This is a genomic window from Nostoc sp., from assembly GCF_036916655.1.
GTDB lineage: Bacteria > Cyanobacteriota > Cyanobacteriia > Cyanobacteriales > Nostocaceae > Nostoc.
On the sequence record NZ_JBALFY010000074.1, the window covers coordinates 1 to 22360 of the forward strand.

22 protein-coding genes are annotated in these 22360 nt (G+C 41.7%); 16 read left to right on the plus strand and 6 right to left on the minus strand.

The features are described 5' to 3' along the window. Positions 1 to 210: 210 nt before the first annotated feature. Positions 211 to 657 (minus strand): Fur family transcriptional regulator, encoded by a 447-nt coding sequence (locus V7L31_RS21195; RefSeq protein ID WP_334698084.1) that lies wholly within the window; start codon positions 655 to 657, stop codon positions 211 to 213. A 704-nt stretch (positions 658 to 1361) separates the two neighbouring features. Here V7L31_RS21195 and V7L31_RS21200 point away from each other — a divergent pair. Further along, positions 1362 to 1832 (plus strand): CRR6 family NdhI maturation factor, encoded by a 471-nt coding sequence (locus V7L31_RS21200; RefSeq protein ID WP_334698102.1) that lies wholly within the window; start codon positions 1362 to 1364, stop codon positions 1830 to 1832. A 256-nt stretch (positions 1833 to 2088) separates the two neighbouring features. Here V7L31_RS21200 and V7L31_RS21205 read toward each other — a convergent pair whose 3' ends face one another. Then, a complete protein-coding gene (locus V7L31_RS21205; RefSeq protein WP_334698085.1) occupies positions 2089 to 3048 on the minus strand; it encodes a glycosyltransferase family 9 protein in 960 nt (319 codons plus the stop codon). 69 nt (positions 3049 to 3117) lie between these two features. Here V7L31_RS21205 and ispD point away from each other — a divergent pair, with 69 nt between their 5' ends. The 3 genes from ispD to accD all read left to right on the plus strand — a co-directional run bounded on the left by ispD (position 3118) and on the right by accD (position 6156). Further along, entirely contained in the window at positions 3118 to 3807 is a 690-nt protein-coding gene (gene ispD, locus V7L31_RS21210) for a 2-C-methyl-D-erythritol 4-phosphate cytidylyltransferase (RefSeq protein ID WP_334698086.1), read from the plus strand. A 198-nt stretch (positions 3808 to 4005) separates the two neighbouring features. Then, positions 4006 to 4548, plus strand: coding sequence for an SMC-Scp complex subunit ScpB (scpB, locus tag V7L31_RS21215; RefSeq protein WP_334698087.1), 543 nt, complete (start codon positions 4006 to 4008; stop codon positions 4546 to 4548). A gap of 657 nt (positions 4549 to 5205) precedes the next feature. Next, positions 5206 to 6156, plus strand: coding sequence for an acetyl-CoA carboxylase, carboxyltransferase subunit beta (gene accD, locus V7L31_RS21220; RefSeq protein WP_334698088.1), 951 nt, complete (start codon positions 5206 to 5208; stop codon positions 6154 to 6156). A gap of 199 nt (positions 6157 to 6355) precedes the next feature. Here the strand turns inward: accD and V7L31_RS21225 are convergent, their stop codons facing one another. Continuing rightward, positions 6356 to 7774 carry an MFS transporter gene (locus V7L31_RS21225; protein ID WP_334698089.1) on the minus strand — a complete coding sequence of 473 codons (1419 nt, stop codon included), beginning with the start codon at positions 7772 to 7774 and terminating at the stop codon, positions 6356 to 6358. Between the two features lie 226 nt (positions 7775 to 8000). Between V7L31_RS21225 and V7L31_RS21230 the strand changes: the two genes are divergently transcribed. Then, on the plus strand, positions 8001 to 9221 hold the full coding sequence (locus V7L31_RS21230) for an ABC transporter substrate-binding protein (protein WP_334698103.1): 1221 nt from the start codon (positions 8001 to 8003) through the stop codon (positions 9219 to 9221). Between the two features lie 8 nt (positions 9222 to 9229). Here the strand turns inward: V7L31_RS21230 and V7L31_RS21235 are convergent, their stop codons facing one another. Next, positions 9230 to 9388, minus strand: coding sequence for a hypothetical protein (locus V7L31_RS21235; protein WP_334698090.1), 159 nt, complete (start codon positions 9386 to 9388; stop codon positions 9230 to 9232). A gap of 79 nt (positions 9389 to 9467) precedes the next feature. Between V7L31_RS21235 and V7L31_RS21240 the strand changes: the two genes are divergently transcribed. Then, on the plus strand, positions 9468 to 9716 hold the full coding sequence (locus V7L31_RS21240; protein ID WP_334698091.1) for a hypothetical protein: 249 nt from the start codon (positions 9468 to 9470) through the stop codon (positions 9714 to 9716). A 196-nt stretch (positions 9717 to 9912) separates the two neighbouring features. After that, the gene (locus V7L31_RS21245) at positions 9913 to 10086 is read left to right on the plus strand and encodes a PIN domain-containing protein (protein ID WP_334698092.1); all 174 of its coding nucleotides are present in this window, start codon (positions 9913 to 9915) and stop codon (positions 10084 to 10086) included. Positions 10087 to 10738: 652 nt separating this feature from the next. Here the strand turns inward: V7L31_RS21245 and V7L31_RS21250 are convergent. Then, a complete protein-coding gene (locus V7L31_RS21250) occupies positions 10739 to 13195 on the minus strand; it encodes an ATP-binding protein (protein ID WP_334698093.1) in 2457 nt (818 codons plus the stop codon). Positions 13196 to 13357: 162 nt separating this feature from the next. On the opposite strand from V7L31_RS21250, the gene V7L31_RS21255 reads away from it, so the two are divergent. From V7L31_RS21255 to petJ, 6 genes are all read left to right on the plus strand, one after another. Next, positions 13358 to 14266, plus strand: a complete 909-nt coding sequence (locus tag V7L31_RS21255) for a carbohydrate ABC transporter permease (protein ID WP_334698094.1) — start codon at positions 13358 to 13360, stop codon at positions 14264 to 14266. Then, positions 14263 to 15099, plus strand: coding sequence for a carbohydrate ABC transporter permease (locus V7L31_RS21260; RefSeq protein WP_334698095.1), 837 nt, complete (start codon positions 14263 to 14265; stop codon positions 15097 to 15099). Before V7L31_RS21255 ends, V7L31_RS21260 begins: the two co-directional genes overlap by 4 nt. A gap of 161 nt (positions 15100 to 15260) precedes the next feature. Then, positions 15261 to 15476, plus strand: coding sequence for a hypothetical protein (locus V7L31_RS21265; protein WP_292722469.1), 216 nt, complete (start codon positions 15261 to 15263; stop codon positions 15474 to 15476). A 135-nt stretch (positions 15477 to 15611) separates the two neighbouring features. Beyond that, positions 15612 to 16103 carry a photosystem II cytochrome c-550 gene (gene psbV / locus V7L31_RS21270; protein WP_179065906.1) on the plus strand — a complete coding sequence of 164 codons (492 nt, stop codon included), beginning with the start codon at positions 15612 to 15614 and terminating at the stop codon, positions 16101 to 16103. Between the two features lie 230 nt (positions 16104 to 16333). Next, positions 16334 to 16750: a plastocyanin gene (gene petE, locus V7L31_RS21275; protein WP_334698096.1), complete on the plus strand. Its 417-nt coding sequence runs from the start codon at positions 16334 to 16336 to the stop codon at positions 16748 to 16750. 247 nt (positions 16751 to 16997) lie between these two features. Beyond that, positions 16998 to 17342, plus strand: coding sequence for a cytochrome c6 PetJ (petJ, locus tag V7L31_RS21280; RefSeq protein WP_334698097.1), 345 nt, complete (start codon positions 16998 to 17000; stop codon positions 17340 to 17342). A 580-nt stretch (positions 17343 to 17922) separates the two neighbouring features. Here the strand turns inward: petJ and V7L31_RS21285 are convergent. Next, on the minus strand, positions 17923 to 19479 hold the full coding sequence (locus tag V7L31_RS21285) for a hypothetical protein (protein ID WP_334698098.1): 1557 nt from the start codon (positions 19477 to 19479) through the stop codon (positions 17923 to 17925). Positions 19480 to 20110: 631 nt separating this feature from the next. On the opposite strand from V7L31_RS21285, the gene V7L31_RS21290 reads away from it, so the two are divergent. From V7L31_RS21290 to V7L31_RS21300, 3 genes are all read left to right on the plus strand, one after another. Next, positions 20111 to 20806 (plus strand): esterase/lipase family protein, encoded by a 696-nt coding sequence (locus V7L31_RS21290; RefSeq protein WP_334698099.1) that lies wholly within the window; start codon positions 20111 to 20113, stop codon positions 20804 to 20806. A gap of 273 nt (positions 20807 to 21079) precedes the next feature. Then, positions 21080 to 21448, plus strand: coding sequence for a rodlin (locus V7L31_RS21295; RefSeq protein WP_334698100.1), 369 nt, complete (start codon positions 21080 to 21082; stop codon positions 21446 to 21448). Positions 21449 to 21683: 235 nt separating this feature from the next. Continuing rightward, positions 21684 to 22286 (plus strand): cytochrome b N-terminal domain-containing protein, encoded by a 603-nt coding sequence (locus tag V7L31_RS21300; protein ID WP_334698101.1) that lies wholly within the window; start codon positions 21684 to 21686, stop codon positions 22284 to 22286. Positions 22287 to 22360 lie beyond the last annotated feature (74 nt).

Sequence of the window (22360 nt, forward strand, 5' to 3'; positions counted from 1 at the left end):
AATCTATTATTTATAACCTCACCAGTTCAATTTTTATTTTCATGAATCACCCTGATTTGTACTTTTCCTCTGCCTAGAGTGACAAAACAGGGTTAAGAATGCGTACCCAACTCTTGGAGAGGCTGCGCCAACGGGAACGCCAAGGGCGAACACGGCGGTGAGGATGTCAACTCCCCCAATCCCCAGTCCCCAATACCCAATACCCAATCCCTAACCCTCCTGCGGATTACGGTAGCCAAAAAAGTTAATACTGTACTCAGTAATCCGCACTCCTGTTTGTTCTTCAATTTTGCGGATAAAATCTTCTGGCAGTTCTACATGAACATCGAGAATTTGATTTGTATCTATACAGTTAACATGACTGTGAGAGTCACTGATATTGCCGTACAAACGCCCATCACAGCGTTCAATACACTCAATGATGCCTTGACTTGATAATGCTTCTAAGTTTTGATAAACAGAAGTATGACCGATCTCTTTGCCTTGTAGGTTCAAGCGATCGTAAATCTCTCTTGCTGCAAGGTGTTCATTTGCTTGCCAAAGTAGTTCCAGAATAAAGCGACGCTGACGACTGACGCGCATACCCAAGATTTGACAGCGCTCAAGCGCATCTTCTAAGGAACGAATTGGTTTTGTAGTAATTGTTTGTTTTTGCATATTACAGCTTATTAACTGTTGAGGGAATTTTCCCATCTAAATGTTTATTGGTTATTTAATATATGCAATGATATTGCACACCGCTGTTTGACCTGTACTTATGTTTTGGCTTTTGATGCTGCGGAAGTAACAGGGGGCGATAATGATTTTTTTGGCTTGTATGACGGCTACTTTGTCAGACCTTAATCTAAAACAAACTCATTACAACTTTAACTTAAAATTGCTGTAAATGTCCACCTTGGGGCAGGCATTGCCTTACCTAAGTAGGCTAATTCTCATGGCATACCATATTAATCATGTAGTAATTATTTAGTTAGGAGAGGCTGCGATAGCGAGTATTTGAGCGTCTTGATTCTGACCAGAGGCGGAGCGTCTCCGGCTCCGCTCCTGAATTCTTCTTCAACAGCAAAAAAGTATCAGTAAATACTAATTTATCAGAAAAATGGGTTTAAAACCCCTTGCTTCCAGCACGGCTTTAAAGTAATGAGTAAGGAGTAATGAGTGGATGAAAAATGGGTATTTACTCATTACTTATTACTTATTACTCATTACTCATTCTTCCTCGTGCGTACCCAACTCTTGGAGAGGCTGCGCCAACGGGAAGGATGTCAATTTTAGAGGTCAATGTAGCGTCAATCGCTGAAAGCTGCTACTGTATATTGTCGATCCTACAGTTGAGCATCAAGAAAGTGGCTGCTGAATCAATAACAATTGCGATCGCACTCAATAATGACTTCATTAACAATCTGGATCTGTCGCCTGCATCAACGGTGATTGATAAACTACTGCAAGATGGGGTTACATCCCATGAACAGCAGCTACGCTTTGATATCAATTACGATCTCGAACCTGGCGATCCACGGGAACTCTCAGAGATTCCAGAGGTGCGGCTGTGGTTTGTGCGCCTAGATGCCAAATATCCCTGGTTGCCATTTTTACTAGATTGGAAAGCTGGAGAATTTGCTCGTTATGCTGCCATGCTTGTACCACACCAGTTTAGTTCCCAAGAAGGTATTCAGTATAATCCTGAAGCCTTAGAGATATTTCTGATGCACAAAATTTTTATCTTAGGTGATTGGCTCAAACAGCAAGACATCCCCAGCCTATCGCGGCTGAAATCTATGGCCCAAATGCTAGGCTATGAGTTAGATGATGCTTTTTTCGGGATATTTTAAATCAGAAAGAATTCAGGAGTCAGGAGCCAGAATTCAATGAAGAGTGCTGAGTTCCGAATGCTGAGTGTTGTCAACTTAAGACCTGGCGAATAGAATTCGCGGCTATACAGGCAAAGTCCGCAGAGGCGGACTAAAGTCAAATTAAGGGTTTGAAACCCACGGAGGTGGGTTTTGTTTGTATAGACGCGGTTTCTAACCGCCCGTTTCCTTTCTTGTTCAGAATTCTGAATTCTGAATTCTTCAAAAAACGACTGGTTTAGCCGCCCCAAATCTTCTCTAAAACTGCGTTTGGTGAAATATCCGCCGTTTTTCCCGTAGGGGATTCAATGGCCAGAAATTTATCGTTTTTCGGCAGCAACTTAACCGGATCGGTGTCCCCAAATAGGGCAATGGTATAGGTTTGGACAGCAACACTTAGTTGTAGTGCCTCATTATCAGTAGACAGCAGCAAATTTGCGCCAGCAATTATGGCAGTTAACTTGCCAATATCATCGGGGGCAGTTACTTTGATGTCTGGAGAAGACTCCAGGAGCGATCGCACAAACTGCTCATCATCAATCCCCTTAACGACCAACACAGGCAGATCCGGCTGCTTGTCTTGGAAGCCATGAATAATTTGATTCCAACTTTCGACAGGGTAGATTTTATCCAGTTCTTTAGACTTAGATAACTGGCCAGAACTGCCATTAATCAAGATATAGCCTGTTTCATGCACCCCTAAACGTTTTTGTTCCTTTTGTGCCCACTCAATATTTGGTTTTGGCACATTTACGGCTAACTCTGGGACGGGGCTATTTATTTCCAATGGTTGCAGCAAATCGTGGTATAATGCTGCCGCATATTGGGATGGTTTGAACGGCACAGCATGGGTAAGAAAACCCGATCCTTTGCCTTGGTAGCCAATACGTATGGGAATTCCCGTCAACCAGAGTAAAAGACCTACCAACCAATTTTGCTTAACAGCAATGGCAACATCGTATTCGCGATCGCGAATGTTGCCGACCAAATTACCCCAATCTGCCAGACTATTACGGTCTTGAAAATCAAAGTTCAGTACCTCGTGAACCGACTTGCTCACTTGGTAGGCAGCCTTTGACCGGGGTTCAACAACGACATCTATCTGAGCGTTAGGGTAATGGCGCTTCAGGTCATCTAGAGTCGGAAAGAAGAGAATTTGGTCGCCAATTCCGCCAGGTACAAGGGCTACTACTCGCATAATATTTATTGACGCTTACTCGCTCCCTATTTTAGGGGAAAATATATAGCTTAAAGATTGAGGAATTCTGTGTATTTACTAATTCCCGCAGCTGGAATCGGAAAAAGAATGGGGAGTAACCGTAATAAACTCCTGCTGAAAGTGCGATCACAACCAATTATTGCTTGGACTCTATTAGCCGCAGAAGCCGCCAGTAGCATCAGTTGGATCGGGATTATTTCTCAGTTTACCGATTGGCCAGAGTTCAATACAATTCTCGCCGAGCTGAAGCTGACCAAACCAGTAGAATTAATTCAAGGCGGTTCTACCAGGCAAGAATCTGTTTACAATGGTTTGCAATCTCTACCAGTAGACGCAGAGCAAGTGTTGATTCATGATGGTGCTAGATGCTTGGCTACACCAGAATTATTTAACTCTTGTGCCGAGGCAATTCGCCATTGTCCCGGTTTAATTGCTGGTGTGCCGGTCAAAGACACCATTAAAGTTGTCGATGAACAAGGGATAATTCAAGAAACACCCGATAGACGACAACTATGGGCGGCACAAACTCCCCAAGGATTTGATGTCAAGTTATTGAAACAGTGCCATGCTGAGGGTGCCCGTCAAGGTTGGGAAGTAACTGATGACGCCGCTTTATTTGAAAAGTGCGGCATCGAAGTCCGAATTGTCGAGGGAGAGGAGACAAATTTAAAAGTTACCACTCCACAAGATTTAGCGATCGCAGAATTTATTCTCACAAGTAGAGGGATTGGGGATTAGGGATTAGGGACTGGGAACTGGCGATTGGGGATTGGGGATTGGGGACTAGGGGGATAAAATCCAATGCTCAATACTCAGTTTTTAATTGGAGAGTGTCAAAATATTCTTCGACTTATGTTATTAAGATACAATCCCATACACATTGTTGATTGTTAGTTGTCATCTGCTAATGACTAATGACTAATGACTAATGACTAAATGATTACAGCCACAGCGACGAAGATAGAAGCAATTCTCTATTTAAAGGGTAAACCCTTGTCGCTCGGCGAAATCGCCGAGTATGCCGCGTGCGATCGCGCCACTGTCAAGGAAAGCATAATTGAACTCATGGACAACTATGCCCACCGAGATAGCGCCCTAGAGGTCATAGAAACCCCAGATGGTTACAGTTTGCAACTACGGTCTGACTTTCATGATTTGGTGCAAACTATGATACCAGTGGAATTGGGTGTAGGTGCATTGCGGACTTTAGCTGCGATCGCTCTCAATAGTCCTATACTCCAGAGCGACTTAATTAACCTGCGCGGTTCAGGGGTATATCAACACGTTCCAGAACTCGTAGAACTTGGTTTCATCCGCAAGCGCCGAGACAGTGATTCTCGTTCCTACTCATTGCAAATAACCCCGAAATTTCATCAGTACTTCCAAATCGAACAACTTCCGCAAATACTTTCCACCAGTCAGAAGGAAGAACAATTAGAACTAGAACTAGAACTAAAGGGAGTGGGGAATAGGGAGTAGGGGAGCAGGGGAGCAGGGGAGCAGGGGAGCAGGGGAGCAGGGAGAAGAATTTTCCCCTCCGCCCCCCGCATCCTGCCTCTCTGCCTCTTTTCAATGAATGCCCCTAGAGCGATGCAGACGCTCAAGGATTCCCTTTGCGCGTCGGTATCGAGCGTCTTGATTCTGAATTCTGTATTCTGACTTCTGACTTCTGAATTCTTCTTCAAAATTCGTGACTGTAACCAACATTACCCCATCCGCCCTTCACATTTTGATAATATTCAGCTTGTGACTTGTATTACCCTCTTAACGACGATTAACCGTTGGCAAGTACAACTAGTGCAACAGATGCCGCTTGTTTACAACCTAGAAATACGAAGTAATTGATTTGGGTGGGAGGGAGAGAGCATCTTATTTGGAGGTTGGTATTCTCGTAGCTTTGTCAGTACGTCCATATAATTAAGTCTGCTGAAAAAAAGAGCAAGAGACTTGTATTGGTATAAGTATTTTCGTTAAGCTGGCAACCAAAGATGAAAATTAAGGTCTGAATTGCTTAAAAGCGTAGTTTAACGATGTAGTCATTAAGTCATTAGCAAAGACAAGTCACTAATGATTAAGGACAACCCAATACGATTTGACATGTTTTCGACCTCATACCCACTTAAAATAAAATAAAAAATGGCTAACAACGAAGAATCACGTGGTTTAAAGTCTCTATTTGATTGGTTTGCAAATCGAAGGAAGTCAGGATCTACCAGCCTCGAACGCCAAGAGCGTGAAATTGCTGATGGACTTTGGCATAAATGCTCTAAGTGTGGAGTATTGGCATATACAAAAGACTTGAAAGCCAATCAAATGGTTTGTGTGGAATGTGGTCATCACAATCGGGTAGACAGCGATGAGCGCATCCGTCAATTGATAGATCATAATACCTGGAAACCCCTGGATGAGCATTTGCGTCCAACCGATCCGCTGGAATTTCGCGATCGCAAACTCTACAGCGATCGCTTACGAGAAACACAAGATAAAATTGGCTTAATAGACGCGGTTAACACTGGTTTAGGTCAAATCAATGGTTTGCCCATTGCCCTTGGAGTTATGGACTTCCGCTTCATGGGCGGTAGTATGGGTTCAGTTGTGGGAGAAAAACTCACCCGCATGATTGAGCAAGCCACTCAACGGCGATATCCTGTAGCGATCATCTGCACCTCCGGCGGCGCGAGAATGCAGGAAGGAATGCTCTCCTTGATGCAGATGGCGAAAATCTCCGCAGCCCTACAGCGCCATAAAGACGCCCGACTATTATATATTCCCGTTTTGACCAATCCCACAACAGGCGGTGTTACCGCTAGTTTTGCAATGTTGGGTGATATTATCTTGGCAGAACCCAAGGCAACCATTGGTTTTGCAGGTCGGCGAGTGATTGAGCAAACCCTACGAGAAAAACTACCCGAAAATTTTCAGACTGCTGAAGATTTGCTCCTGCATGGTTTTGTCGATGATATCGTACCCCGTACTCAATTAAAGAACACCCTAGCCCAGCTGATTGCTCTACACCAGCCTGTACTAACAACACCTCACATGGTTTTGTGGGAAACAATGTCTTTGACTTCTACCGCCGCAGAATAAAGTATGGGGTAGGGGCATTGGGCATTGAAAAGAGGCAGAGGGGCGGAGGTGCAGAGGGGCAGAGGGGATAAAACTTACTACAACTCCTCTGCACCCTTGCTCCCCTGCTCCTCTGCTCCCCTGCTCCCCTGCTCCCCTGCTCCCCTGCTCCTCTGCTCCCCTGCTCCTCTGCTCCCCTGCTCCTCTGCTCCCCAATCCCTCACCCTCTGCTTGACTCTTGAAGAAACATGAGTGGAACAAGGGCTACTAGTCGGAATAGACCAGAGAGGGCAAACAAGCCTAGTAAGCCTCCAGATTGAGCAAATTGGACGAGAAAGCTGCCTATAGTTGTGCCTAAAGCGCCACTCACTCCAGCAACGGCAGCTGCGATCGCAAAATAGATAGACTGATTTTTAATTGGTGCGATCGCCAATTGTATATTATTACTGCACAAGTCAATGGCCGCCCAAGTACCTCCAGCTAAGATGTGTAATAGAGGTAGCCACAACCAGATATCAAGGCGATTAGCACCAATTCCCAGCCAGAGGAGTGGTGTGACTCCAACCAAAATCCCAATACAGATGAGGATGGGACGATTACCAATCTTATCTGCTAATTTTCCCCACAGGATAAGCATTAGCAAAGTTGCCCCCGCCTGAAGGCTGTTATAAATAGTCACGTAACTCACATCCAAATCCAGCGTGTCCAGCATGTAGAGGTTAAAAAAAGGACTGCTGAGGTTAACAGCAAGATTCCAGAAACTAAAATACAGCAGAAATATCAAAAAGTTAGAATTTTTCCAAATACTGTTAGTTAACTGGTCTTGTGGCAAATGAATTGACTGAAGTACTTCAGATTCATCTTTTGTAGTGTCTGATTGAATCTCAGTTGTTTGTGGTGACTTACCATAATAAGTGTTTTGCGATTGGGGATTTATATCCACCTGGAAATATTGACACCCCAATCCCATAATTCCAAAGACAATGCTTACCAGTAAGACGACCCCATAGCCTTGTAAAGATCCCCCATACCAATGTGATACAACTAGTCCAGCCATTGGTACGCAAATCAAAGTGGTGAGGTTCGCAGCACTATTGCGTGTTCCAAAATACCTACCTCGTAATCGCCGGGGAACTATCATTGCCACCCAACTTAGCCACGATGCAGTTCCTAATCCTCCCAAAAGATTGCTCAATAGAACAATCAATAGTGTCAATATTACTAACTGTTGAGTATCAATTACTCCCCAATTGATGCTGACAATCCCAATTACTAAAACCAACCATAACAGCCGACCAATTCCGTGCGTCCGAAGCGAATATTGAAAGCGGCTGGTGCTGCGTTCAGATAAATAAGCACCCAAAGGCTGAATAAGATTGACCAACATCGGGATAGAAGACAACATCCCAAATATCACTGGACTAGCACCCAATTCCACCAATAAATTGCTGAGTAAAATGCCACTAGTTCCAAGAGAATAAACCGATGCTAAGACAGAATCCGCAGTGGATGCTTTTAAACTAGTGCGAATACTATCCTTGGGAATTCGAGAATTTGGAGAGATTGCTATTGGTGGTGAGGCAATCTGGGCAATTTCTAGAGTCAGTGGCGCAGTTGTTTCAACCTGAACAGAATCCATAATCTATGCTTATGGGTGAAGTACCCTGGATAAATCCGGTTGCAGAGGAAATCAGTATGCTTTAATTAGCATTGCTGATAATTTTTCGTTATTTTAGCTTGCAATTTTCAACAAAAATTTTAAATAAGTAAAACATCATTCCTTCGTAACACAAGGTATAAGCGAAGAAAGAGAATATTAGTTGTTTGTGAACAATAAAGGATTATTTAATTTTTTGGCATTGGTGATGGCGATCGCGATCGCTATTATTGCTTGTCAAAGTCTACAATTGCCAAGCAAACCGTTAGCATCTACCGCAATCACCATCAAACTCAGTGGTTGGGGAGGTTCTCCCGTTGAGCAAAAACTCTTGAGAGTAGTATTGCAAGACTTTGAAGCACAACATCCGACAATTAAGGTCAAATATGAGGTAATTTCCGACCAATACATGGATGTAATTAAAACTCGTTTGGTTGGAGAAGCCGCGCCTGATGTCTTTTATCTGGATGCGCTGGAAGCTCCTTTTTTGATGAGTCAAAATGTCTTAGAACCGTTAGATGCTTATATCACCCCCAAATTTGACCTAGCAGACTTTGAGGATAACCTACTCGACAGTTTTAAATATCAGAACCAGATTTATGGATTTCCCAAAGACTATTCCACCCTCGCTCTGTTTTATAACAAAAAAGCCTTCGCCGCCGCCGGCTTGAGTAGTCCGCCAGCAACTTGGGAGGAATTACGTAACTACTCGCAACAATTGACAGGCAAACTTAACAAATATGGCTTTGGGGAAATTCCAGAATTGGCGCGTCAGGCTTATAAGATTAAAGCCTTTGGTGGACAACTCATCGATCAAAATGGTTATGCAACCTTTGCCAGTGAGACGGGTTTACAGGGTTTAGAGTTGGTAGTAAACCAGTATCAAAAAGACCGTTCCTCTGCCCAAAAATCTGATGTGGGGACAAACTCAGGTAGTGAAATGTTTGGTCAAAGTAAAGTGGCAATGGTGATTGAGGGTAATTGGGCAATTCCCTATCTAACTGAAACCTTTCCCCAAGTAGAGTTTGCTACCGCACAAGTGCCTACTATTAATGGCAAAAAAGGCACGATGGTGTTTACAGTTGCCTACGTGATGAATAAGCAAGCACAACACAAAGCCGAAGCCTGGGAGTTGATTTCTTATCTCACAGGTAAAGAAGGGATGCAAAAGTGGACAGGAACAGGGTTTGCTTTGCCAACACGTAAATCAGTGGCAAAGAATTTGGGCTATGAACAAGATCCACTGCGATCGCCTTTAGTGGCAGGAGTTAATTATGCTACACCGTGGCAAGTAGGGAAATATCCAGGTGCGATCGTGAATAATTTTGATAACCAGTTTGTCAGCGCCTTGTTGAGTCAACAACCATTAAAGCAGGCAATGGTAAAAGCAGAGAATGAAGCTAATCAGCAAATTAGGGCGATGGAGTAATACTTAGTCTAAGCAATCTTTTTTACCTCTACCAAATCACTTCTTGTCCATTCCTCAGTGGTTGGTGTAGTTAAATCCTTAAAGTACTTCACTTTACCGCGCATCTCTCCAAATAGCTCCTCTGTTGAAGGTGTTTGCGCGTATTTGGAAATTTTCACCTGAGGCACAAGAACCCCGACTTTTCAAAAAAGTCGGGGTTCTGGGGATCTAATTGAGCAATCTTCGCTCTACAAAATCTAGAATAAGATGAGGTTTACTAATTATTTGGCAATGGAAGTTTTAAAACTTACAACTAAAATCGATGAATCAGGATATTTAAATCTTAATATTCCAACGCAGTTAGCGGCGGTTGAAGTGGATATTGTAGTTGTTTTGAATCCAATTTCGTCAGAGGAAAAGCAGCAACCTAGTTATGATTTCTCTGATTTGGTGGGGCGATTAACTTGGCGGGGAGATGCGGTAGCAATGCAGAGGGATCTACGCGATGAGTGGTAATCGCTACGTGTTAGATACGAATGCGATAGTAGCTCTGCTTCAAGGAAATTCTCAACTTATTCAATTATTTTAAGGTGCTGATTGGATTGGAGTTTCAGTCATTAGCCAAATTGAATTTCTCGCCTTTTCTGGGCTGAGTAAAGAGGATCGTCAGCTTTTTGAGCAGTTTTTGCAACGAGTTTAGGTTGTCAATTTAGTGGCGAGTGATGCTGTTTTGATTAAGAAAATCATTGAAATTCGCCAGCAATATCGGTTGAAACTACCAGATGCAATTATTGCAGCAATGGCGATTCAAAATTCAGCAAGTTTGGTAACTGCCGATCAAGAGTTTGCGAAGGTAACAATTTTAACAGCAATCAATTGGTTTTAAAAAGTTTTGGGCGAATATACAGCACTTCCGGCAGCTATGAGGTACATCCTCAAATCTGAAAGCTTTGATAGGAGAGGGCAAGGAGAAAAACTGTATTGCATAATAGCCGGAAGCGCTGTAATGACTCTGTTGGCGAATTAATAGGGGGTCTAACCCATCATTTCTGATTACTCTGATTTTAGTCCGTTGAAACGGACTTGAACTATTAGCCCGAAATTTATTTCAGGGCGGGAAAGCAAGACCAAACCAATGTTTTAGGGGTGAGGGGTTAAACCCACCGTGAATTGACCAACAGTCTCATGTACAGCACTTCCAGCTATTATGCAATACATACCGCCAGGGAATAGAATTCCCTGTCTAATGGTGCAAGTCCTCTAAAAGAGGACTAGAAAAACTTGGGTTAAAGCACTGACAGCTATTATGCAATACAGTACAGTTTTTTTTCTTGCCCTTTCCTATCATAGCTTTCAGCTTTGAGGATGTACCTCATAGCTGCCTGAAGCGCTGTAATTCACTACCACACAAAACTTAGTCCGCGCAGGCAGACTAACTAAAAACTAGGTCTTTCAAACTCACGAAGGTGGGTTTAGTCTGTATAACCGCGATTTCTAATCGACGGGGATAGTATTAATTTAGACTTTTGAAACAACCTCTAATACAGTCCCCATTCTAATTTCAGAGTTTCTAACTTAGGATTCTTTACACTCATTCTCTTACACTCTTCCAAAAATTCCTTGACTTGTCCTTCGTTAAGACTTAAGCCACCATCTTGCAGATTATTGATGTAAGTAATCACATCTGAAGTTGTTAAAGCCGAGCTAATTTCTTCTAAAAGAATAGCATTTCTAACTTCCCGACAAACCAACTCAATATCGGATGAAGTAAATCTCCCACTTTTATCTGCAATAATTTCCAAGTTAACTAGCTGATTCATATCAATTTTTGATAGGTAGTGTTTGAACAAATCTATCCTCTCTGCTTTATCGGGTGGAAAAACAGGAATCTTCCAATCCAATCTACCAGAACGTTTCAAGGCACTATCAATACCACTCAAATAATTAGTAGCAGCAATGACAATTACATCACTATTTTGCAGATTATTTAGTTCTATCAGTAATTGATTGATAGTTGCCTTTTGGTCTGTGTGTGCGTTGTCTTCATTACGATTAAACCCAATACTGTCTAACTCATCAATGAATAAAAGCGAAGGAGATTTCTTCTTAGCTTGAGCAAAGATATCTCGAATATTCTTTTGACTTTGCCCTATCCAAACACTGACAATATCGGCAGGAGAGAACTTAAAGAAATATCTTCCAGACTCATTAGCAAAGGCATTTGCTAGTAGAGTTTTACCACATCCTGGTAAACCATAGAAAAGGATTCCACCAATTGAACTCTTATGTCCTTTAGATTGCAGCTTCAAAAGTCTAGTTAGTTTTTCTTTTTCTTCGTTTAGCCCTTGTACTTGGCTAAAGTCAAGCTTAAATTCTTTGATGCGGTTAGTAATTGGATATGCTTGGACTAAACTAGGTTTTTTGGCTCCATACTTAAAAGATGGATATTCGATAGAATCAAATGATACTGGGACTAATTGATGTTTTTCATAATCAGGAGCCATGATTATAACTTGGAAGCGATCGCCATAATATCCAGAAAACTTATGTTCTAATATTTCCTTAGCTTTTTTCAGTTGGTAATAGTTGCGTGCGATCTCAAAACCAGGAATTACCAACCAAAGACTTTCTAGTTGATTTGGCCATACTTTTGATTTTCTCAAAACTCTTTTAATTGAATCTAAAAAAAGATTATTATCTTGAAATTCTTGGTATTTGAGAGTTTCTATCTCAACCACTACCTGATTTTTCACATAGACTTCTATAATTTCACTTTGGTACTCATCATCATCATCATCTGATGTATCTTCATCGATTGTTTCTTCATCCCTAGAAGTCAACTCAACTTCACAGTCAATATTAGACAATCCATATCCTAAGCTTTCCAAGGTTTTAATAGCAAAATACTTAAGGTAAATATATTCTTTACTTTCCTGCTGCCACTTCAGAGTATAAAAATGTTCAGACTTCATCTTCAGAAATAACTGAGACTCAGCCTGCATTTGAGCCTTTTGTAATTCCACAAAATAATCTTGCAAAGAGGCATCATCTTCCTCGATTTCATAATATGGAAGTTCCAGCAGGAGACGGAAATGGGCGTACACCTCCTCTTTATATTCAATAGATGCTTCATTTGGATATTTACATCTGAGAGTAAAAGTAAAAGGAATTTTACTAGCAACTCTATCTACCAAGTATCCTAAAGCATCTTCTTGCTGATGGGCTTGGATTTCTAATGCCGATGGGCAATGAAACAAAATGAAAAACTGTTCGGAATTATATTTATTTGCATATAGTGATATCTGTTCAAACTGCTGATCGAATTTTTCAGAATCAAGCAACTCTAAACCAGTATTGCCAAGTATAATACTGGTCATGGTTGAGCGATGAAACTGGAAAATACTAGCATCAGAGATAGGATTTTCTTGTTCATCTACACAATCTTTATCTTCTTCTGAGAGAATACTTGTAGAAATTTTCCTAGTGGCAACTTTTGGTATACTATGATAGCCTCCATATTGAGATTTTCTAATTAATTCATAATTAAAGATTTTGACAACAATATCACAGAAGAAATCTTCTACTTGTGGAATCAAAAAAATACCTATTGGCTGTTGAGAATCTAAACACGCTTGAAATCGTTCATATTCTTGTTCAGAACCAAAATCAAACAAGTAGTAGAAAAAATCATGTTTGACTGAAATCGCCTCTTTTAGCTTGGCTGAAATTGATTGAGGTTCCGCAACTTCATTTGTTGGTTCTACACCTTTAATAGAAATAGCTATTTTTGTATCTAAGGGAACATGTAAATCCAACCGAGGATTTGCACAAAGCCCCAATTCATCAAGGGCAGTATTAAAATCATCTATGAATGATTGACTTCTACGCTGGTAGCCAAACTGTTCTATGATAGTTTTGACTCGTAGACTTTTTTGAGTTTTACCAGTTCTCTGAAGTTTACTTTTAATCGAACGTAAATAGGCTGTATATGACATTTTGTGAGCATCCCAAAGAAACTAAATATATAGTTCCCTAACTGACATATCCAGCTAACGCACACAGGCAATGTCTTTATTTTTGTCTGGGAGTACGATAAATAATCATGCACAATTCATCGCTACATTCGGGTTAGTGCGAGATTAGATGGAGGTTCAGTAGTGTTTGAAATCAACAGGCGACGGAATAACTCCAGGTGGAACATCACCGAAAACTTGGCTGGGTATATGTTCATGATGCCCACAATTCTAGTTTTGGGAACTTTTGTAGTCTTACCCATTCTCTACGCTGTTTTTCTTTCCCTGCAAAAAGTCCAACTTCTCGGCGGTATTGAGTACGAGTTCATCGGTTTTCGGAACTTCACGCGATTGGCTGAAGATGAACGGGTTTGGATTGCTTTGAGAAACACAGCAGCTTATGTAGCAATTGTTGTGCCAACTCAAACCGTACTAGCTTTAATTCTGGCGGTAACTCTGAATTCTGGGATTCGTGGTAAAAACTGGTGGCGCATTCTCTATTTTTTGCCCACAGTTACTTCTTCAGCAGTGCTGACGCTGATCTTTATGTGGATTTATAACACTGATGGGCTACTAAACGATTTTCTCGCATTTGTGGGGCTATCGACTTATAACTGGTTGGGCGATCCAGCAGTTGCGCTCAAAGGCATTATGATCATGAACATTTGGTCAACTGCGCCGTTTTTTATGGTGATTTATCTGGCGGCGTTGCAAGATATACCCCAAGCACTTTATGAGGCGGCGGAACTCGATGGCGCAAATGGATGGCAGCAATTTATCTACATTACTCTTCCCCTGCTTAAGCCTGTAACCTTCTTTGTGGTAGCAGTGGGGGTGATTGGGACTTTTCAACTTTTTGACCAGTCTTACATCTTTTCTGGCGGTACTGGCGGGCCAAACAACGCTACCTTAACTGTGGTGCTGCTGATTTATCAAGCTGTGTTTCGGAATTTACAAATGGGATATGCAGCTGCGATCGCATTTTTGTTAGCAGCAGCGATCGTTGCCATCACTTTGATTCAGCGGCAACTTTTCGGAGGCGAACGAATGTGACTAACACCTCTGGCTTATCCTGGCTCAAAGCCCTGTTATACGTCCTGCTGACACTTTATGCCATCATTACTCTAATACCCTTTCTCTGGGCACTTTCAGCATCATTTAAGCCGCTATCAGAGATTGTCAGTGGTGAACCCAACTTTCTCCCCAAGAATTTTACTCTCGATAACTACAGGCAAATCTTTCTCCAAGAACCGCTATTTGGGCGCTGGTTGTTTAACAGTGTAGCGATCGCTATCAGCGTCATGCTTTTAAACTTATTGTTAAATTCAATGGCTGGTTATGCCTTGGCAAGATTGCACTTTGTAGGCAAGCGCTTTTGGTTCTTCCTAATCTTGGCAGTACTAGCAGTCCCAGCACAAATCACCCTAATTCCCACATTTTTAATTTTAAAAGCGATCGGCTGGCTGAATTCTTACCAAGGCATGATAGCGCCCAGCATGGTTAATGCCACTTTTATCTTTATGATGCGGCAGTTTTTTGTTAATTTTCCTAAAGAACTAGAAGAAGCCGCTCAACTCGATGGCTTAAATACCTTTGGGATATTTCGACATATTGTCTTACCTTTGGCAAAGCCAGCACTAGCAGCACAAGCAGTATTTGTGTTTATGGGAAGTTGGAATAATTTCTTACTACCTATAGTTATCCTATTTGACCCAGAAATGTTTACCCTCCCTTTGGGGCTGAACACCTTTAAAGGTCAATACATCAGCTATTGGAACTACATTATGGCGGCTTCTATGGTCTTTACCCTGCCAGCTTTAGGTATTTACGCCTTTTTTAACCGTTACTTTATCCAAAGCGTCACCTTTACCGGAGGAAAAGGTTAATAGTCATTAGTCATTAGTCAAGAGTTAAAAATTCTTCCCCTGCTTCCCCTGCCCCCTGCCTCCTCCCGATCCCCAAAGAGTATTTTGGCCAACAAATTGGACTCCTAACGTGATATTGGTATTACAGAGACTCAATCTCTATATATCAGTTAATAAGCATTATGGGTTTTGCAGACCTATCGATCGCAGAGATAGCAGCCGACTACAGCATTCCTGTAGAACAAGTGTTTTCTCTGTGCAACCAACTGGGAATCGCCTACAAACACCAAAAAACCCGTTTGGCGTTAGAAGATGCAAAGGCAATTATTTCCCAAATATCGTCTGAAATACGCCCAAAAGGTACTAGCGACTCGGTGGGCGATAACGAAGTCACCTAAAGGGTTATCTCGGCTTTGGCTAATCACTGATAGCTAATGATAAAAAACAATGAGTCATTAGCAATTAGCAGCTTGGAGATTGAGAATCGCGTTCTTAGTTAGCTGTGTTGAGCGTCAAAATTTTTAAGGGGAAACATGTTTAGAAGACTAATTGGCGTTGTTGTGGCTACTGTTTTACTCTCGTTTCAGTTGCTTGTCGGTAGCGCGACAGCAGTGGAACTGGACAAAGCTACCCGAACAGTGCCATTAAATACTCAAGGTGATACCGTCGTACTCAGCCTTAAACAAGTCAAAGAAGGCAAACGTTTATTTAATTACGCTTGCGCCCAATGTCATGCTGGTGGAGTTACCAAGACAAATCAAAACGTGGGACTCACTCCAGAAGACCTGGCACTGGCAACACCCAACCGTAATAACATTGAAGGCTTAGTCGATTACCTGAAAAATCCCACTACTTACGACGGGGAAGAAGAGATTTCCGAAATACACCCCAGTCTCAAAAGCGCAGATATTTTCACAGCAGTGCGAAATCTGACAGATGAGGACTTGGAGGCGATCGCCGGTCATATTCTTTTACAACCCAAAATCGTTGGTACTAAGTGGGGAGGCGGAAAAATTTATTACTAAATCCTGGAACTGAGTCATTGGGAATAGGGCATTGGGAATAGGGGCTTGGGCATTGGGAAGAATTCATTCCCCATTCCCCATTCCCCATTCCCCTCTGAATCACACAGTTTTTTGCAATAAATTTCTCTCCATATATTAAAAAAAAATTTATCTATGACAGATTGTCATATTTGGCGTTGATTTTATTTAAAATGAGAAAGGGAAAAAAATTTGTTTGTTAGGAGAGAGCTATGAAATTAATTTCGGCAAGCTGGCGACGCCTTAGTTTAGCTGTGTTGACAATTCTTTTAGTTGTTAGCAGCTTTGCTGTTTTTACTCCCAGTGCTTCGGCTGAAACCTACAAGGTGAAATTAGGTAGCGATAAAGGACTGCTGCAATTTGAACCGAAAAAGTTGACAATTAAACCAGGTGACTCAGTTGAATGGGTGAACAACAAACTTGCTCCCCACAATGTTGTGTTTGATCCTTCCAAAAACCCTGGTAAGGATGCCGCTTTAGCACAATCACTATCCCATACAAAGTTGCTGTTGAATCCTGGTCAAACCACAAAAACAACCTTCCCCGCAGACGCGCCTGTTGGCAAATACACTTTCTACTGCACTCCTCACCGTGGTGCTGGCATGGTTGGTACAATCACTGTCGAATGATAAAAACACCAGCGTTTGACACAAGATGATTACTCGCTGAAATTAGTTCATCGCAACACGCCACGCTCCTAGAGTGACGCACAAAAGACATCAATGGCGGCAACAAGTTCTATCCTTCCCAAAGACGCTAAGTAACCTGTAGCGATAGAGGAGTGAACTCATTGCCGCCAATTTTGATCAAATTTGACTTAATCGGGGATTAATCGCGTTTATACTCTTGCTGGAGGCTTGTTGCGAGGAAATTCTGTTGAGAATACTTTTATTAATTTTAATGTCGGCGATCGCCATATTCAAATTGACATTCATTAGTCCAGCACTAGCTGCCGAAATGTCTAACGGGGCTAAAATTTTTGAGGCTAACTGCGCTTCTTGCCATATCGGTGGCGGTAATATCCTGATTATCCAGAAAACTTTGAAAAAGGAAGCATTATCAAAATACTTAGAAAATTATGATAGTGACTCAATCCAGGCGATTATCCACCAAGTACAAAATGGTAAAAATGCCATGCCTGCTTTTAAAGATAAGTTAAGTGCTGAGGATATTCTGGAGGTAGCTGCTTACGTTTTTCAGAATGCAGAACAAGGCTGGTAAATGCAGCTATACCGTCTAGTTCTTGTAGGGTAGGCCCAAAAGCCCACCCTAATAGAAGCAAATTTACGCTAACCAACTCCAAAATTAACTATATGTTATGAATCTACGATGAACTAGTGCATTAGACGTAGGTTGGGTGAAGCGGAGCGCAACCCAACAAATAAATATCAGGATGTTGGCTTTGGCAAAGCCTCCAATGCCATTTGCTACAACGCTCTTAACCCGCGCAACGCAGTGCATTGGTGCCAACTTAACGCGAAACCGCTTGTCCGCCGGGAATTGAAATTCCCGTCTAATAGCTAAAGTCATCTGAAGATGACTAAATATCGCTAAAAATCTCCAGTCTACTTCAGTAGACTTAAGCTATTAGCCCCAAAATTTATTTCCGGGCGGGCATGGAAGCCAACAGTTAAGCTATTTCCAACTTAAGTTGTCACCAATGAACGCAGTGGCTCCCCAACCTACAATTTTTTTACAACTTGGGGAATTGGGCATTGGGAAATCTTACCAATTCCCCATGCCCTAAAACTGCATCCCGCAAGTGGCGTGGAGTTCTTCATCCCAAATCACGAGCGGATGATTATTTCTCTGGATTAGATTTTTCTCTGTTTTCCTTCACTTGACGCAATACTTCTACTAATTTTTGATCGGATTCAACCGAGGGTGTAGCCAGACCCTTATTGACTATTGGCAGCAACAAGGCTTCGGAATTAGTAGATGCTGATGAAGGCGTGGACTGATTATTTTTGATTTTCAGTTCAGATAATGGTTTGGGAGTAGCTACTGGTGAGAACTCAGGTTGATTGCCATTGACTCCTGGTGTAGCTAATGGTTTCAGAATACCTGTCGGTAAGGACGTAGGCTGGTTATTTCTGATTCGCAAATCAGGTAACGGTTTAGAAGTAGCGGCTGGTAAAGGCGTAAGCTGATTGTTATTTATTCCTGGTGTAGATAATGACGAGGGCTTTTGCTCTTGAGTAGCCTCAGTAGTATTGTTAGTACTGTTTTGGAAACGTAAGTTAAAGGGATAAGAACTAATCTGTTTATCTCCCTTAGGGGATTGCTTGTTGAAGTATTCTCTTGCTTTTAGTTGCAATTCTGGGGAAATTAGCTTGTCTTGAAACTTGATATCTAAGACCTTACCATCAGGATCTACAACCAATACACCCAAAACAGCACCTTGAAGATTCGGCCGATCCGTGGGTAATGTTTGGCGAATGACTGGTTTTTGTTCAGCGTTGGGGTATTGTTGCTGGACTTCTTTTCTCAGGTTTGCGTAAGAGTCTAGCAGTGCGATCGCCTGCTGAGTTCCTTTCACCGATAAATCAGGTGTCTGGGGCGTGATTCCCCTACTCCCGATTAAAGCATCCCCATTTCTTGGAGCTTGTTTTAGAGAATTTATCAGCGGGTTTTGACCAATTCTAGACGCATTATTAACTGGTTGCGTCATTGGCGAAGTCATATTTCCCTGTGCTGGTGCAATGGGGGTTGTGTTAGAGAATGTTGGAGATTGGGGATTTTGCAGAATATTATCTGGTATTTTCTGTGCCTGCAATTCTGGCAATCTATTTAAAGCTAGCGGCTTAGATGGCTCATAATTGCTAGCAATATTATTCCTGGCAATATTATTACTGGCAATATTATTGACACGAGGAACTGATGGAGAAAATTTGGCGCTGGTATTGTATCTAGAACTGTCAAATTTCGAGGCGTCAAATCGTAAATTATCACTAGGAATCATCCGCAAAGATTGCCTTGTAGGCAAGGATGAGACTGAATAGTTATTCGATGATGCGGGTAGCGGAGGCAGTACGAATTGGCTGGATGGCGGTGGCGCTAATGGGGTTAATCCAGTTTGGGGGCTAAAGTTCGGTGCCGAAAGTGGTGCTACTGGAGGAAATTGTTGTAAACCAACCTGGGGCGTGGTTTGGGGCAAACGATTTTGGTCGGCTTGGCTCAATTCCAAAAGTCCGACTGTTTTGGATGATGCTGTTTCTTTGGGCTTGTTAGACTCCATAGGCATCAATGGCACAATCATGGCGATCGCACCGTGGATGCCAAGGGATGCGATCGCTGCTATCCCAATTGGTTGGCTTAAGATGTCTGGTATATTTTTCAGCAGGGAGACGTAAGACATGGCTGTTATCGTTCACTCGACTCAGTTGCAGTTGACTAGCGATTTTCTCTTTCCGACTATATTTTAATGTCTTGTAAGAGATGCGTTCCTCTAAGGAAATAGTAACTTCCTCTGCTGGCAATCAAAACGCCAAAATTGCCATTTATTCAAGTTTTTAATTAATCAATGACGCTGTATCATAATCTTCAAAATTTGAACTTGCTAAAGAGATATTTGAAAAATTACTACTTTTGATTTCTTATTTTTATGATGCACCCAATTAAACCTAACTAAAATTAATATCTGGGATATTTATAAAGTTATAAGTAAACGCACAACTCTCGGTAAATTACAACTTCAGCAGATGTTGCCTTGTTATTTTTATTGGTTTCCAGTCAACTACGCTTCTGTAACAGATGGCACACTTGCTTATCCAAGAGTAGTCCCTATGTAAAAATACTACCACATCGGCAGCCCCTAAAACTGTTGCAAATTGTACAATTTTATGAGCATTCTCGTTCTAAACCCCACCAAAGCTATTTCGGTTTTTATCAAAGGAGTGAGTCAAGCGATCGCAATTCTAGCTCTTGAATCATGACTACTTCTTCGGCTAAAAAGTTCAAACCCTCAATCACTGCATCCAAAATTTCAAATGCCGTTACCGACAGTTATTTTACCTGGATATCTAGAAAGTGCGATCGCTTATCGCCAACTAGAACAATCTTTACAGCAGTTAGATTTCCCCACCGTTACAGTACCACTGCGACGGCGCGACTGGTTCCCCACTCTAGGAGGAAGACCCGTAACACCAATTTTGCAACAACTCGATCGCACAATCAAGCATACATTGCAGCAATATAATGCTACTCAAGTTAACTTAATTGGTCACTCAGCCGGAGGTTGGATATCCCGTATTTATATGGGAGAAAAACCCTATTTGGGACGCGGTGGTGTCAAACCATTTCTCTGGGAAGCGCATCCCCTGGTTGCTAATCTCATCACCTTGGGTACACCTCATATTAGCCAAGAACGCTGGACGCGCTTCAATCTAGATTTTGTCACCAATAACTACCCAGGAGCCTTTCACAAAAACGTTCGTTACATTTGTGTGGCTGGCAAAACCATCTTTGGCCAAAGGCGGCCTGGTAGTTGGTTAGCTTACAGCAGTTACCAATTAACCTGTGGTCAGGGTAACACTTGGGGAGATGGCATCACACCAATTGAAGCTGCTCACCTGGAAGGTGCAGAAAATCTAGTGATTGAAGGTGTCAGGCATTCTCCCAGAAGTCCTGGAATTTGGTATGGCTCACCAGAACCCTTAAAAGCTTGGGTGCAATATTTGATTTAATCTAATATATTGCGTTATTTCCAACAATTGTTTAGCAATGCAATGAATTACTAGGCTAATAGCTAAAGTCGTCTTTCTTAGACCACAGAATTTACGTACTGAACACCTCAAACCTAGATCGTCCCTTTAAAAAGGCTACGGTGTACACACAAGTATTCTAACATTAGGTGAGGTTCAAAATCTTTAGTTTAATGTATAATAATACATAGAAAAAATCAAATATTGGCAAACAACAAAACTTCTTTTTTACTTTCCAAATACACGAGAGGACTTATGAAAGATTTAATCAAAACAGTTGCAAGGCTAATGGTTGTAATTAGCGTACTCTTTTTCTTGGCAAGTATTCCCGCTTATGCTCAAACAACCGCAGATGCCCAAAAAACTAGAGAAGGCAGTGTGTCTCCTCAACTCGGATTGGTTCAAGGAACTCTCAACAAACCATGTATAGGTTTACCTGCTAAAGCCAATGTTCAATCCGTGCTTGCTTTAGTAAATGTAGGAGTTCAAGATATCCCTGTTTTAAGTTCGCCAAAAAATCAACTATGTACAGAGAATTCAACACAAGCAAAAGGAGATGAAGCCCTCTCACACATATTAGACAACATACCAGTTTTGTCTGGAAATGGTACTCTTAATCACTGAAACCTAGATGGTCTATTTTAATAAAAATACACTGTTCTAGATTGCTATTAAATAGTTTTTGTCTGCTTAAGTAGGCAAAAACTATGATCTTCAGACTTAAGTCTGAAACAGGCTAGTTCATAATCGAAAATATTATAAAAATTTATTTTTATTTGAGAAGTGCAACATCTATTAATATTTCTTAGTTAAAATGAGAAAGGAATAAATACTTAGTTAAGAACAGGAGGGGTGAACTATGCAAAGCACCCAGTTCGATCAGATTTTGCGACGAATAGCGACGATATTATCGGTCGTGATTTTGACTCTGTGTTTAATTTATGTTTCTAGCGGAGTTCTGCTGTCTTTTTACTATGAACCGACAGCAGGCGGGGCTTATAACTCCTTAAAGATGATTAATACACAATTGCCATACGGCTGGTTGTTTTGGAGAGCGCATAACATTGCTGGTAACGCGGTAATTGCGATCGCCTTAATTCAAATTGTGGTGATGTTTTTAGGTAGGCAATTTCGCCAGAGTTGGCTGACAGCTTGGATTAGTGGGATTCTGTTGACCCTAAGTGCGATCGGTCTGGATTGGACAGCGATGATTTTAGATTGGACTCAGGAAGGATACTGGCGTTTTAACATTGAGCTAGGAACTATCGAAGCTATTCCTTTCATTGGTGGCCAACTGCGCGACATCCTAACCGGCGGTGGAGCCATTAACACAGTTACCGTCGAACACCTTTACACAATACACAGTTATCTGATTTCGGTGGCGACCCTAATTCTGGCCATAGTCCATTTCTCTGCTTTACTCTGGCAGGAATCGGAAGTTGAGTTAGGAGTTAGGAGTTAGGAGTTAGGAGTTAGGAGTTAGGAGTTAGGAGTTAGGAGTTAGGAGTTAGGAGTTAGGAGTTAGGAGTTAGGAGT